The sequence below is a fragment of the Hyphobacterium sp. genome, assembly GCF_965217055.1.
Lineage (GTDB): Bacteria > Pseudomonadota > Alphaproteobacteria > Caulobacterales > Maricaulaceae > Hyphobacterium.
On the sequence record NZ_OZ244227.1, the window covers coordinates 1,929,133 to 1,942,526 of the forward strand.

Here is a 13,394-nt window from a genome sequence, read left to right on the forward strand (position 1 = left end):
TTGGGGGTCAGATGGTGGCGCAACCTGAGGGGATTCGCGCCCATGAATGCTGCCCGAATCATAGTTTTGCTTGCCGCCGGCCTTGCCGCGGCCGCCGCCGCATACTTTGTCTATCGCTCGTCATCCAACGAGCCGGTGGCGGTGGAACCGCAAGTGGTACAGGCCGCGACCGTCGACGTGCTTTCGGCGCGGCGCGACCTTCCCGTCGGCGCCCGTGTGCAGGCCAGTGACCTTTACTGGCAGGCCTGGCCGGAAGATGCTGTCAGCCCCTCACAGATTTTGCGACAGAGCGAGCCGGATGCCGCCGAGCGGTTTGCAGGCGCCGTCGTCCGCAGTGCGATTTCCGAAGGCGAGCCGATTTCGCCGCGCTTCCTGTTGCAGGCCGGTGAAGCCGGCTTCATGTCGGCGGTGCTCAGTCCGGGCATGCGCGCCCATGCCGTACCAATCACTGCAGAAACCGGTGCCGGAGGATTCATCCTGCCCGGCGACCGCGTCGATGTGATTGTCGCTTATGAGGCGGAAGAGGACGGCAATAGCCGGCGCCGCTATTTCGTATCCGAGACCGTGGTAGAAAATGCCCGTGTTCTGGCGATCGACCAGATTTTCGGCGGAAACGAGGATTCCGAAAGCGTGGTAGTTGGTGAAACCGCCACGCTAGAAGTCACGCCCGAGCAGGCGCGTGCGCTCGCCCTGGCGACGGAACGCGGCCAGATCTCACTGTCCCTGCGTAGCCTGTCGGATGCCGAAGGCGGACCACGGCTGGTGGCTGCGCAACCCGATCCGCGTGTCGCGCGGGCCGAGCCGGATCCCGTGACGCCCTACCAGAATGATGACGGCCAGGTCGTGGTTTATCGCTACGGCCAGGCACGCGTCACGACGGTTGACGAGAATTAGGAGGCCGTGATGCTGCGCGCCCTGTTCCTCGCACTCCTGCTGGCGCTTCCCGCGGCACCTGTTCTCGCGCAGTCGGGCGCCACGTCGACAACGATGCAGGTTTACATCACCCGTACCGGCGACGGGCCGGCCTCGGAAGTTCTCGACCTGCCGCTTTCCAAGGCCGCGATCATCCATTTGCCGATTGATGCTGCCGATGTGCTGGTAACCAATCCGGAAGTGGCCGATGCCGTGATCCGGACGCCCACACGTGCGTATCTGCTGGGCCAGTCGATCGGACAGACCAACGCCTTTTTCTTCGATTCCGAAGGCAATCTCATTCTCGACCTCGATATCCGGGTGGAGCGCGACATGCGCGCGCTGCAGGAAGCCCTGAACCGCTTCCTGCCGGATCGCCGCGTTTATGCCGAAGCGATGAACGACAATATCGTGCTGTCGGGCTCGGTGCGTAGCGCGTCAGAGGCCGATACCGCCTTGCAGCTGGCGCGGCGCTGGACCGACGATCCGGAAAACGTGTTGTCCATGCTCGCCATTGAGGGCCGCGAACAGGTGATGCTGTCGGTTCGGATTGTCGAGATGCAGCGCACCATTGTGCGGCAGCTCGGGATCAATCTGTCGACCGCGGGCCAGAGCGGCGATGTCGCCTTCAACATCGCGACCGAGCAGGAATTCTCGCTGGTTGGCCGCGCGCTGAGCGGCATTTCGGGATCGTTCAATTATGCCAATCCGGGCAGCGGAGTGTTCTCGAATGCCGGCGCGCTCATCCAGGCGCTGGAACGTGTCGGCCTGGTGCGGACGCTTGCAGAACCCAATCTAACGGCAATCTCCGGCGAAGCGGCCAATTTCCTGGCCGGTGGCGAATTCCCGGTGCCTGTCGGGCGTGATCGCGACGGCAATATCATCGTGGAATACAAGCAATTCGGTGTCGGGCTGGGCTTCACGCCCGTCGTGCTTTCCGAAGGCCGTATCTCGCTGCGGATCTCGACCGAGATTTCCGAACTGACTAATCAGGGATCACTGCAGCTCGGCGCGCAGGATGTAACCGACGACCAGGGCGTCGTCATCGGCACGGTGCCGGGTCTTCAGATCCCCGGCCTGAACGTCAATCGCGCGGAGACGACAGTGGAATTACCGTCCGGCGGTAGCCTCGTACTGGCCGGTCTGATCCAGGAGGAAACGCGGCAGAATCTCGACGGGGTGCCGGGCGTCCAGAACCTGCCCGTTCTTGGCGCACTTTTCCGGAGCCGCGACTTCGAAAACCGCGAAACCGAGCTGGTTGTGCTGGTGACGCCTTACCTGGTCGATCCGATCGACCAGAACGACGCCGCCACGCCGGCCGACGGCTTCCAGAATGTGAGCGAGCTGGAGACGCTGTTCCTCGGCAATATCAACCGTGCTTATGCCGTGCCCGGCGCCCGAACCGAGGGTCGGCGCTGGTCCGGACCCATCGGTTTCATCGTGGATTAGGGAGAGGATTTGGTGAGGTACGCAACACTCGTTTTCTTCCTGGCGCCGGCATTTCTGATGGCCGGTTGCGCCACCTATTCAACCACGACGAATGCGATCGGATTTCCGGAGGCGCGCCCGGTTCAGGATACCGCCCGGATGGACCTGCTCGTCGATCCGGCGGCCAATGGACTCCTGTGGTCGCAAATGGGCGCCTTTTCAGCGTTCGTGGATCATTACAAATCGAACGGGCATGGGCCGATCATCCTGTCCTATCCGGACGGCGGAGCAGAGGATCATGCCGCTCAGGGCGCAATGGCAGAGCTTCGCAGTTTCCTAGATTCCCAGGGCGTGACAGCGCGTTTCACGGAAGAGGGCCCCTATGATGCCGAGGGCATGGGCAATCCGCCGGTGATCGTCAGTTACATGCACTATGTTGCTGAAATGCCAGAGGAATGCCGCGAACGGCGCTGGGATGATCTCGCCCGCGAGCGCATGAACAACGGCTATTCCGGCTTCGGTTGTTTCATGGCGCAGAATCGTGCGGCCATGATTGGCGATCCCTATCACCTTGCGGGCGCGACCGATCATGACGCCCCGGATTCCGCTCGCCGGCAGACCGTTCTCGACACTTATCGCCAGGGCGAACCCACAGGGACGCAGCGTAGGGACGATGAAAGCGGCGCCGTCTCCTCGGCAGTGGAATGAGGCTGAACAAGAATGGCTGAACCACAGGCATATGACGACGAATTCCTCGACGAGGACGAGTTTCTCGACCCGGCAGAGGTCGAGCGCCGTCTGACAGGTGAATCCGGCGGTACGTTCGAGGAATTTGGCGATTCCGACGGCTTTGACGCGGAAAGCTTTGAGCCCGACCAGTTCGCGGATGAGGAGTTTGCGCCTGCTGAGCCGAAGCCGCCTGCGCCTGCGGCCAGGCCGGCGTCGGGCGGCAATAGGCCTTTCGGGTCGCAGGGTGCCGCGGCGCCGGTGCGCGAAGCCTGGCAGGATCCCGAACCCGAAGTCCCGGAAACACCCGTTTCGTCGCCCTTTGACGATTTCGATCTCGGTGATTTCGGGCCCGAACTGACGAGCCCTCTGGCGGGCGAGGTCGATGACGATCTGCCCGATCAGCCGATCCCGCGGATCACCATCCACGCCTTTTGCGAACGGCCCGAAAGCGGTGCGCTGGTGCACAATGCCGCGAATGACCGGCGCCTGTCGAAAGCCCATGTCGATGTCGAGCTTGGCGGATTGCCGGCCGCGATCGAACGCTTCACGCACCAGTCGACGCCTGATCTTCTGATCATTGAAACCGGCATGCGTGGCCAGGGCCTGTTTGATCAGCTCGAAGAGCTGGCCGGGGTTTGCGATCCGGACACCAAGGTCATCATCATCGGTGCGGCAAACGACATCTCGCTCTATCGCGAGCTGATCAAGCGCGGGGTGAGCGAATACCTCGTTCCGCCAATGTCGCCGTTGCATTTGATCCGGACAGTGTCGGGTCTCTATCTCGACCCGGAAGCGCCGTTTGCCGGGAAGACGGTCGCCTTTATCGGCGCCAAGGGCGGGGTCGGCGCCTCCACCATCGCGCACAATACGGCCTGGTGCATTTCCGAAAACGCACAGTCGGACTGCGTGCTCGTCGACATGGATTTGTCCTTCGGGACAGCGGGGCTGGATTTCAACCAGGACCCGGCGCAAACGCTGGGCGATGCGCTGGCCGATCCCGAGCGGCTGGATGAGGCGCTGCTGGACCGGCTGCTGGTGCGCTGTACGGAAAGGCTGTCGCTGTTCTCGGCCCCCGCGACACTGGACAAGGACTGGGATTTCGGACCGGAGGCTTACGAGACCGTGCTAGAGACGGTGCGCCGCCAGGCGCCCTTCATCGCGCTCGATCTGCCGCATACCTGGTCGCCCTGGGTTCGGCAGACCATCCTCACCTCGGATCAGGTCGTGGTGACCGTGACGCCGGATCTTGCCTCCCTGCGCAATGCGAAAAACCTGTTTGATCTGGTCCACGCCTCACGGCCGAACGACGAACCGCCGAAAGTCGTGGTCAACATGGCAGGGATCGCCAAGCGCCCGGAAATTCCGGTCAAGGATTTCGCCGACGCGCTCGGCGTGCAGCCGGCGCTGGTCCTGCCCTTCGAGCCGCAGCTCTTCGGGAAGGCGGCAAATGACGGCCAGATGATCGCAGAGGTCGATCCGAAGTCGAAAGCCGCTGAGGGCTTTTCCCATCTGGCGGCCTTGTTGTCGGGACGCGTGGCGCCGGCGCGCAAACGCGGTCTTTTTGGCGGACTGTTTGGGAAGTGATCTGATCCATGTTCGGCAAGCGAGACGCGACCGCAACACGAACAGCACCAGCGCCGGCTCCCGAGCCGGCTTCCGCTGCGCCTGTGGCGCGGCCAAAACCGGCGCCGAAACCTGCTGAAAAACCCGCCGCCAAACCGGCGGCAAAGATGGGCCCGAAGCCGGCTCCCAAGGTGAAGCCGGTGGCTTCGACTGCGGACACCCAGCGCACCGACGAATACTACGCCATCAAGACGACAATCTTCAACGCGCTGATCGACACGATTGACCTCGGCGCGCTGGCGCAGCTCGACAACGAGACAGCCGCCGAAGAAATCCGCGACATCGTCACGGAGATCGTTTCGATCAAGAATGTTGCGATGTCGATCGCCGAGCAGGAGCGGTTGCTGCAGGACATCTGCAATGACGTGCTTGGCTATGGTCCGCTGGAACCCTTGCTGGCGCGGGACGACATTGCCGACATCATGGTCAATGGCGCAGGCGATGTGTTCATTGAAGTCGGCGGCCGCGTCGAGAAGACAAATATACGCTTCCGCGACAATGGCCAGCTGATGAATATCTGTCAGCGGATAGTCAGCCAGGTCGGTCGCCGTGTCGACGAAGCGAGCCCGATCTGCGATGCGCGCCTCGCGGACGGTTCGCGGGTCAATGTCATTGCGCCGCCCCTGGCGCTCGACGGTCCGACGCTGACCATCCGGAAATTCAAGAAAGACAAGCTGCGCATGGCCAACCTGGTCGAGTTCGGCTCGATCTCGCCGGAAGGGGCCAAGGTGCTGGAGATCATCGGGGCATCGCGCTGCAATGTGCTGATCTCCGGCGGAACCGGTTCGGGCAAGACCACGCTGCTCAATTGCATGACCGGCTTCATCAGCGAGGAAGAACGGATCATCACCTGCGAAGACGCGGCCGAGCTGCAATTGTAGCAGCCGCATGTGGTGCGCCTCGAGACCCGTCCGAAGAACCTCGAAGGATCAGGCGAGGTCACGATGCGCGATCTCGTGAAGAACTGCCTGCGGATGCGCCCGGAACGCATCATTGTCGGTGAGGTCCGGGGCCCGGAGGCGTTCGACCTCTTGCAGGCCATGAATACCGGCCATGACGGTTCGATGGGCACGCTGCACGCCAACAGCCCGCGCGAAGGCCTGTCGCGGATTGAATCGATGATCACGATGGGCGGCTACAATCTGCCCTCGAAAACCATACGGGAAATGATCTCCGGATCGATTGATATCGTTGTCCAGGCGGCGCGGATGCGGGACGGTTCGCGCAAGATCACCCATATCAGCGAAGTGATGGGCATGGAGGGTGATGTCATCATCACCCAGGACCTCTTCGTCTATGAAATCGAGGGCGAGGACGAGAATGGCCGGATCACCGGCGCCCACAAATCGACCGGAATCGCGCGACCGCGTTTCTGGGACCGCGCCCGCTATTACGGCCTGGAGCGCGAACTTGCTGCCGCGCTCGACGCGGCGGAGGGCTAGTCCATGACCGGTCAATTGCCTCTCCTGTTTGCTGCATTCGCGGCCTTTATTGCGGTCGGCGGCATCGGTTGGGTCGTTGCCGGGACCCTTGATGACAGTCAGAAAGCCGCCCGCCGCAAGGCCGTGATGGCGACTAGCGGCAACCGCAAACCCCGCGCCCAGGCGGTCGACCAGACCCAGCAGCGCCGCAAGCAAGTCGCGGAATCGCTGAAAGAAATCGAAGACAAGCAGAAGAGCGCGAAGAAAAAATCGCTGACGCTGCGATCGCGGATCGAGCAGGCGGGCTACAGATTTTCGGTGAAGACGTTCTGGATTGCCTCGGTCATTCTCGGCGTCGCCGGATTTGCAGGCGCTTTCATCACCGGGCAAAGCCTGCTGGTTTCGGTTGGCGCGGCCATCTCGACGGGACTTGGCTTGCCGCGCTGGTATCTGGGCATGCGCCGCTCGGGCCGACAGAAAAAGTTCACGGCCGAATTTGCCAACGCACTCGACATCATCGTACGCGGTATCAAGTCCGGCCTGCCGCTCAATGAATGCATCAAGGTCATTGCGCGTGAATCGCCGGATCCGGTCGGATCGGAATTCCAGAAGCTCGTGGAAGCCCAGGCTGTCGGCGTGTCGCTGGAAGAAGGCACGAAGCGGATGGTCGAGCGCATGCCGCTGCCGGAACTCAGCTTCTTTTCAACCGTATTGACGATCCAGTCCAAGACCGGCGGCAATCTCGCCGAAGCGCTGGGCAATCTGTCGGGCGTTCTGCGCTCGCGCAAGATGATGCGCGAAAAGATCGGCGCGCTGTCGTCCGAAGCGAAAGCCTCGGCGATGATCATCGGCGCCTTGCCGCCCGGCGTGCTTGCGCTCGTCTATTTCACCACGCCGTCCTACATGACGGCGATGTTTGTCGAGCCCAAGGGGCAGCTGATGTTGCTCGGCGGGGGGATCTGGATGGGGCTCGGGATCCTGATGATGCGCGGCATGATCAATTTCAAGCACTAGGAGGCGGCGATGAACATGCAGGACATCGCCGAGCTGGTGACCAACCCGCAAATGATCTGGGCGGCAATCGCGGCGATTGCCGTTTTTGCGACCGTTGTCACGCTCACATCGCCGATGATGGGCCAGAACAAGCTCGAGAAGCGGATCAAGGGCGTCCAGAACCGGAAAGAAGAGCTGCGCCGGAAATCGCGCGAGGCGATAGACGAGGCGCATGCCTCGAAACTGCGCAGCAAGGAGACCAAGGGCCTTGCAAAGACGGTGGTCGAAAGCCTCAATTTGCAGAAACTGTTCGAGGATCCCGACCTCAAGGACAAGCTGACCCAGGCCGGTTTCCGCGGCAACGGGCCGGTCATGACATTCTATTTCTTCCGTCTTGCGGCGCCGATCCTGCTGTTTGGCGGCGCGGCTTTCTATGTCTTCTTCGTCAATGATTTCGGCCTGCCGACGATCACGCGCTGGTGCGCGGCGGCGGGCATTGGCATGCTCGGTTATTACGCGCCCAACCTGTATCTCAAGAATGCGGCTGCCAAGCGCCAGCAATCGATCATGCAGGCGTTTCCCGACGGTCTCGATCTCCTGCTGATATGCGTAGAAGCCGGCATGTCGATCGAAGCTGCTTTCCAGAAAGTGTCGACAGAGGTCGGCGCCCAGTCGATCGAGCTGGCAGAGGAATTGTCACTGACGACAGCGGAATTGTCCTATCTCCAGGACCGGCGCACAGCCTACGAGAACCTTGCCAAGCGCACCAACCATCCCGGCGTAAAGGCCGTCGCGACGGCGCTGATTCAGGCTGAACGCTATGGCACGCCGCTGGGCCAGGCGCTGCGTGTGATGGCCAAGGAGAACCGCGACATGCGTCTCGCCAATGCGGAAAAGAAGGCGGCCGCCTTGCCGGCCAAACTTACGGTTCCGATGATTGTGTTCTTCCTGCCTGTGCTTTTCGTCGTGATCCTGGGTCCTGCGATCATGCGCTACCAGTCGATGTGATCCTCGCCTTTCTGGCGATTGAACTCGCCAATGACCCCTCACGAGGCTAGAAACATCCCATGCTGAACCGCCGAACCAGCGTTACGCGTAGCGAGATGAACGCGATTGCAAGCCGTGCGTCGGAGGCCGCACTGGCGGCGTTGGTGCATTCGGACATACCGCGTGCCCGCGACGAGCTGAGCGCGGTACCCAAGCGGGTCGAGTTCGCGGAATCCGGCTGGAAGGTGGCCCTGGTCAATGCCCTGACCGAGCTTGCGGCCGGAAAGCGCAAGAGCGGCATCAACGCGCTTACCAAGGTATTCCAGCGGCTCGACGACACCGGTTTGAGCGCCGATGACAAGGGCTATCTGCGGTTGTTTGCGCTTTATCGCGCAATCGAACACTCGAAGGACGGGCGCCCCCCCGGCGCGCTCCGCGACCATGCCGAGAATTTCCGGTTCGACACCACTCTGGTCGATCCGTCGCTGAAAGCGTTATTTCCCCTCAAACGGGTGAGCGGTCAGCCCGAAGACGTGCCGCCGCCACCGTTCCCGACTGGCATGGGGTCGATCGAGGCCTAGCGCGCGCCGCTGTCGTCGCGAATGGCATCCCAGCGCCTGCCAGTTGTCAGCATCGCCCGGACATACCCCATGTTGGCTTCCGCCGTTTGCGGGCTGACATCAACACGGGCCATTGCTTCGGCTTCGTCAAACCGGCCTTGCAGGGCAATCACGAGCGCCAGATTCTGACGCACCGTGGCGTCGGCATTTGGCCGTGCCATGGCCTCGCGCAGCAGGCGCTCTGCCTGTTCGGCGTCGCCGTCGAAGGCGAAAGACAGGGCCAGATTTGAGAGAATGGCGGATTCGCCCGGCGCCAGGGTCAGCGCGCGACGATATTGCTCGCGCGACTGGGTGCGCATTCCAGCCTGCTCATAGGCCACGCCGAGAATGTTGAAGACCTGCCAGTCATTGGAACGCGCGGCAGCCACCCGTGACAGCGATTCAATCGCTGTGGCGCCGCGACCGCCTTCGGTCAGTGCTGTGCCGTAGGCGTAATGCAGGTCGATATCGTCCGGATAGAGGGCCATGGCCTGGCGAGCGACCGTAGCCGCGCGCTGCGCCTGGCCGATGCGACGGAGCACGCGCGATAGCTCTATCGCGGCCTCGCGGTCGGCCGGATTGAGTTCGTGCGCCTCGGCCCAGAATGCGGCCTGGGTCAGCAGGTCCTGGCTGCGGATTGCCTCGCGTTCGGACTGGCTGGCCGGCACGATGGACGCGCGTTCGGTGAGATCCTGGGCCAGCGCCTGTTCCTCGACGGTCCTCGAGGTCGCGCAGGCAGCCAGGGCGGCAGACGCTGCGAGCAGGCTGAGTTTAGACACGACACGCATGGGTCAGGTCCTTTACCGGTTATCTGATCGCTTTACTCTTCGCTGCGCCGGTCAAGAATGCGTTAATCTATTGATCCGGTTTGTTGGAACATCGCCATTTTCTGGAGGCTGTCTGCGTGACCGAATTGTTTGCCGCCCCCTCTGACCAGAACCGGCGCCTGCGGGTTGTGGCCGCCAGCTTGGCCGAATCACTGCCGGATGCACTGACCGAAACCGGCAGAGCGGTTGCCAGGGCGAATGCATTCGCCGGCGACGCCGGACAGGTCGTGCTATTGCCGGATGGCAGCGGTGCGGACGCCTTGCTCGGCCTGGGCAATGCTGCCGATCCGTTCGCGTTCGGCGATGCCGCAAAGACGTTGCCTGAAGGCGATTGGGCGCTCGAGGGCGATCTCGGCGAAATCGACCCGACCATGGCGATGATTGCGTTCGGCGCAGGCGCCTACCAGTTCACGCGCTACAAGACGGCGAAGCGCCCGCCCGCGAGACTGGCGGCTATTGCTGGTGGTGATGCCGCCGAAGCGGAACGCGTCGTCCGCTCGATCTGGCTGGCGCGCGACCTGGTCAATACGCCGGCCGGGGACATGGATCCTGCAGCCTTGCAGCAGGCCGTGGAATCGGTGGCCGATGAATTTGGCGCCAAGATCCGCGCCACGGTCGGCGAGGATCTGCTGGCGGAGAATTACGGCATGATCCATGCCGTCGGGCGGGCGGCGCAATGCCCGCCGCGCCTTATCGAACTGGAATGGGGCGACGAGGCGCACCCGCGGCTGGCGATCGTCGGCAAGGGCATCACGTTTGACAGTGGCGGTCTCGACATCAAGCCGGCAGCCGGGATGCGCCTGATGAAGAAGGATATGGGCGGTGCGGCCAATGCGCTGGCGCTGGCCCGGCTGATCATGGATGCCAAACTGCCGGTCAGCCTGCACGTGCTGATCGCGGCGGCCGAGAATGCAATCAGCGGCAATGCCTTCCGCCCGGGCGATATCCTGACATCGCGGCTCGGGCTGACGGTGGAAATCGAAAATACCGATGCCGAGGGCCGTCTGGTGCTGGGTGATGCGCTCGCTCGCGCGGCGGAAGACGAGCCCGACCTGATTCTCGATTTCGCGACCCTGACTGGTGCCGCGCGCGTGGCGCTGGGCCCGGAATTGGCGCCTTTCTACACGGAAGATGACGCGCTCGCGCAGCAGCTCTCCGAAGGCGGCGCCAGCGTCGTCGACCCGGTCTGGCGCATGCCGCTCTGGGAGGGCTATGACAAGCAGATCGACGGGTCGATTTCGGATCTCAAGAATATGGGCGATGGCGGGTTCGCCGGGTCGATCACGGCAGCACTTTTCCTTCGGCGGTTTACGCTTGGCCGGCGCTGGTGCCATTTTGATATATTCGCCTGGAATCCTAAGGATCGGCCGGGGCGCCCGACCGGTGGCGAAATGCTCGGCTCCCGGGCGGCCTGGGAAGCCCTGAAAGCGCTTTATGGACACTAGATGACGCATCCTCGCCTCCATCCTGCGCGGCCTGATCTGGCGGCGGACCATCTCGAAGGGATTGTCGAGGCCGAGCGCTTTGTCGAACCGGTCGACATGCAGGTCACGGCCGGCGTGACGGCGATCCGACGAGAGCCGCGCGATGACGGCCCGATGGATACGCAAGCGCTGTTCGGAGAAACATTTGCCGTACTCGAGGAGCGCGCAGGCTGGGCGTGGGGATATTCACGACATGACGGCTATGTCGGCTGGATCGACATGGCAGCGTTGTCGCAATCTATGGCGCCCGTCACCCACAGGGTGTCCGCCTTGCGGACCTATCTGTTTTCAGAGCCAGACCTGAAATCGGCACCGCTGTGCCTGCTTTCCATGAATTCGAAGATTGCCGCGGGCGAGCGCGACGGCCGGTTCATCGATGCCGGGGGACGGGGCTGGGTGTTCGAGGGGCATTTGGTGCCGCTGGGCACGCATGCGCCTGACTTTGTCGCGGTGGCGGAACAATTTGTTGGTACGCCGTACCTCTGGGGCGGCAAGGAAAGCCTTGGGCTCGACTGCTCCGGTCTGATCCAGACAGCGCTGGAAGCATCTGGAATCAACGTTCTCCGCGATACCGACATGCAGGAAGCCGAGTTTGCGGAACGGTTCACGGCGATCGCCGTGGATGCGCCGCGTCAACGTGGCGATATCGTCTTCTGGAAAGGCCATGTCGGCATCATGACTGACAGCAATCGCCTGCTGCATGCCAATGCGACCTTCATGGCAACCGTATCCGAACCGGTCGCGGAAACAGAAAGGCGAGCCGCAGAAAACGACTCGCCTGTCACATCTGTTATCCGGATCGAGGGCTAGTTGCCGTCGTCTTCGGCCGGGGTTTCAGCGGCGGCTTCGTCGAGTGCGTCCATCTGGTCATCGACGTCCGCGACAGACTCAATCGCAGCTGCGCTGGCTTCGGCACCTTCTTCGGTGAAGACGTTTTCGAGCGTTGCGTCTTCCACGACTTCCGTCACGACCGGGGCCGGGGCAGGGAACGGCACGGCGGTGTCGCCGAGCGTTTGCAGATAAGCCAGGAGATCGGCGCGGTCCTCGTCGCCGCGAATGCCGGCAAACGCCATCGCGGTGCCGCTCAAGTAGCCGCGCGGGTTGGCGAGAAAGCCGTTGAGCTCTTCATAGGTCCAGTTGCCTGGATATTCAGCCATGACGCTGGAATAGGAAAACCCGTCATAGGAACCGATGTCACGGCCGACGACACCCCACAGGTTCGGGCCCTGGAGGTTGCCTGCGCCCGGGGCGGCATTGTGACAGGACACGCAGCGGCGAAAAATGCGCTCGCCCGCAGAAGCGTCGGCCGCAGCCAACAGCGTTCCGAGATCGATCACGTCTTCCTCGACCGCAGCGCCGCCGGCGGTGCCGCCAAGAACGGCTTCCAGATCGATCGGATATGAAAGGCTGGCATGTTCATCGCCATGGCCGCCTTCGGAGAAGACGATGTCACCGACAACGCCGATCACCATGACCATCAGAACGAGGCCGATAACTGCGGCTGCCACCTTGTTCCAGAAGAGATCGCCCATGCTTGCCCTCAAAAATTGAATGCGCGGTGTTTGGCACGCAGGCGCGTGTCAGGCAACCGCTTGATGTCGTGTGTCACTTACCCACGCAAAGTGCGTCCGTAAAGTGGCGCATCGTCGCGGGTTACATTGTTGTCAGACAAGGCCAGATCAACGCGATATTCAGCCAGCATTCATCTTTTGCGGAAAAATCTCCGGGGCGTGAAAACAAGGGCTTGAAGATACTTGCCGGCGTTCTCACTTGTGTATCCGCAGCCGGATCTGGCTGCTTTGTCATAACCTTTGTCCCCCCAACGAAAGGTATCTATCATGTTGCGCACACTTGTTTCCGCCACGGCTCTAGCCGCCGTTGCGGCTACCGCGTCGTTTGCCGGTCAGGGCGATTTCACGCTTGGCGGCGGTTACTCGACCTTCGACGTTTCCGATGGTGGAGCTGATGTCGATCTCGGCGCGGTGACGCTCCGCGGCGGCTATGAGTTCACCGACTATCTCGGCGTTGAAGGCCAACTCGATTTTGGCGTCAACGACGACACGATTCTGATCGGCGGCACGCCGGTCGACGTTGAGCTGAACCACGCGGCCAGCCTGTTCGGCGTGGCCCGTCTGCCGGTTTCGGACAACGCCAATCTGTTTGCCCGCCTGGGCTACACCACGGCGGACGTGGAAGCGTCCAGCACCGGCGTGTCGTTCACGGATGATGCCGACGGTTTCGCCTATGGCGTGGGTGGCGAATATTTCTTCGACGGACGCAATGGCTTCCGCGCGGAATACACCCGCCACGAACTGGACGATTCGGATGCCGATGTTTTCGGTATTTCCTACGTCCGGCGCTTCGGCGCGACCCGCTAGGCCGGGCTCCGCA

General features: G+C 62.4%; 12 protein-coding genes and 1 pseudogene. 11 read left to right on the plus strand and 2 right to left on the minus strand.

Translation table 11 applies throughout. The features are described 5' to 3' along the window. The first annotated feature begins 42 nt into the window (after positions 1–42). The 8 genes and pseudogenes from cpaB to ACOOFN_RS09685 all read left to right on the plus strand — a co-directional run bounded on the left by cpaB (position 43) and on the right by ACOOFN_RS09685 (position 8,674). Positions 43–894 (plus strand): Flp pilus assembly protein CpaB, encoded by an 852-nt coding sequence (gene cpaB, locus ACOOFN_RS09650; RefSeq protein ID WP_420430940.1) that lies wholly within the window; start codon positions 43–45, stop codon positions 892–894. A 9-nt stretch (positions 895–903) separates the two neighbouring features. Beyond that, on the plus strand, positions 904–2,361 hold the full coding sequence (locus ACOOFN_RS09655; protein WP_420430941.1) for a type II and III secretion system protein family protein: 1,458 nt from the start codon (positions 904–906) through the stop codon (positions 2,359–2,361). A 12-nt stretch (positions 2,362–2,373) separates the two neighbouring features. Continuing rightward, a complete protein-coding gene (locus ACOOFN_RS09660; RefSeq protein WP_420430942.1) occupies positions 2,374–3,048 on the plus strand; it encodes a CpaD family pilus assembly protein in 675 nt (224 codons plus the stop codon). Positions 3,049–3,060: 12 nt separating this feature from the next. After that, positions 3,061–4,653, plus strand: a complete 1,593-nt coding sequence (locus tag ACOOFN_RS09665; RefSeq protein ID WP_420430943.1) for an AAA family ATPase — start codon at positions 3,061–3,063, stop codon at positions 4,651–4,653. Between the two features lie 146 nt (positions 4,654–4,799). Next, positions 4,800–6,134, plus strand: a pseudogene (locus ACOOFN_RS09670) (CpaF family protein). A gap of 3 nt (positions 6,135–6,137) precedes the next feature. Next, positions 6,138–7,127 (plus strand): type II secretion system F family protein, encoded by a 990-nt coding sequence (locus ACOOFN_RS09675; RefSeq protein WP_420430944.1) that lies wholly within the window; start codon positions 6,138–6,140, stop codon positions 7,125–7,127. Positions 7,128–7,136: 9 nt separating this feature from the next. Continuing rightward, positions 7,137–8,114: a type II secretion system F family protein gene (locus tag ACOOFN_RS09680; protein WP_420430945.1), complete on the plus strand. Its 978-nt coding sequence runs from the start codon at positions 7,137–7,139 to the stop codon at positions 8,112–8,114. Positions 8,115–8,209: 95 nt separating this feature from the next. Continuing rightward, entirely contained in the window at positions 8,210–8,674 is a 465-nt protein-coding gene (locus tag ACOOFN_RS09685) for a hypothetical protein (protein WP_420430946.1), read from the plus strand. Here ACOOFN_RS09685 and ACOOFN_RS09690 read toward each other — a convergent pair. After that, positions 8,671–9,480: a tetratricopeptide repeat protein gene (locus tag ACOOFN_RS09690; protein ID WP_420430947.1), complete on the minus strand. Its 810-nt coding sequence runs from the start codon at positions 9,478–9,480 to the stop codon at positions 8,671–8,673. The two genes, ACOOFN_RS09685 and ACOOFN_RS09690, sit on opposite strands and share 4 nt — an antisense overlap. A gap of 116 nt (positions 9,481–9,596) precedes the next feature. Here ACOOFN_RS09690 and ACOOFN_RS09695 point away from each other — a divergent pair, with 116 nt between their 5' ends. After that, the gene (locus ACOOFN_RS09695) at positions 9,597–10,964 is read left to right on the plus strand and encodes a leucyl aminopeptidase family protein (RefSeq protein ID WP_420430948.1); all 1,368 of its coding nucleotides are present in this window, start codon (positions 9,597–9,599) and stop codon (positions 10,962–10,964) included. After that, complete coding sequence (locus ACOOFN_RS09700) at positions 10,965–11,813, plus strand: C40 family peptidase (protein WP_420430949.1); 849 nt, start codon at positions 10,965–10,967, stop codon at positions 11,811–11,813. On the opposite strand, the gene ACOOFN_RS09705 is transcribed toward ACOOFN_RS09700, so the two are convergent. Further along, positions 11,810–12,535 carry a c-type cytochrome gene (locus tag ACOOFN_RS09705; RefSeq protein ID WP_420430950.1) on the minus strand — a complete coding sequence of 242 codons (726 nt, stop codon included), beginning with the start codon at positions 12,533–12,535 and terminating at the stop codon, positions 11,810–11,812. The two genes, ACOOFN_RS09700 and ACOOFN_RS09705, sit on opposite strands and share 4 nt — an antisense overlap. 306 nt (positions 12,536–12,841) lie before the next feature. Between ACOOFN_RS09705 and ACOOFN_RS09710 the strand changes: the two genes are divergently transcribed. Further along, positions 12,842–13,381, plus strand: coding sequence for a porin family protein (locus ACOOFN_RS09710; RefSeq protein WP_420430951.1), 540 nt, complete (start codon positions 12,842–12,844; stop codon positions 13,379–13,381). The last annotated feature ends 13 nt before the right edge of the window (positions 13,382–13,394 follow it).

Bases quoted from the DNA above. Each gene is read 5' to 3' on its own strand.
- ACOOFN_RS09690 (WP_420430947.1), bottom strand. From the start codon at position 9,480: ATGCGTGTCGTGTCTAAACTCAGCCTGCTCGCAGCGTCTGCCGCCCTG.
- ACOOFN_RS09665 (WP_420430943.1), top strand. From the start codon at position 3,061: ATGGCTGAACCACAGGCATATGACGACGAATTCCTCGACGAGGACGAG.
- ACOOFN_RS09710 (WP_420430951.1), top strand. From the start codon at position 12,842: ATGTTGCGCACACTTGTTTCCGCCACGGCTCTAGCCGCCGTTGCGGCT.
- ACOOFN_RS09705 (WP_420430950.1), bottom strand. From the start codon at position 12,535: ATGGGCGATCTCTTCTGGAACAAGGTGGCAGCCGCAGTTATCGGCCTC.
- cpaB (WP_420430940.1), top strand. From the start codon at position 43: ATGAATGCTGCCCGAATCATAGTTTTGCTTGCCGCCGGCCTTGCCGCG.
- ACOOFN_RS09675 (WP_420430944.1), top strand. From the start codon at position 6,138: ATGACCGGTCAATTGCCTCTCCTGTTTGCTGCATTCGCGGCCTTTATT.
- ACOOFN_RS09655 (WP_420430941.1), top strand. From the start codon at position 904: ATGCTGCGCGCCCTGTTCCTCGCACTCCTGCTGGCGCTTCCCGCGGCA.
- ACOOFN_RS09680 (WP_420430945.1), top strand. From the start codon at position 7,137: ATGAACATGCAGGACATCGCCGAGCTGGTGACCAACCCGCAAATGATC.
- ACOOFN_RS09700 (WP_420430949.1), top strand. From the start codon at position 10,965: ATGACGCATCCTCGCCTCCATCCTGCGCGGCCTGATCTGGCGGCGGAC.
- ACOOFN_RS09685 (WP_420430946.1), top strand. From the start codon at position 8,210: ATGAACGCGATTGCAAGCCGTGCGTCGGAGGCCGCACTGGCGGCGTTG.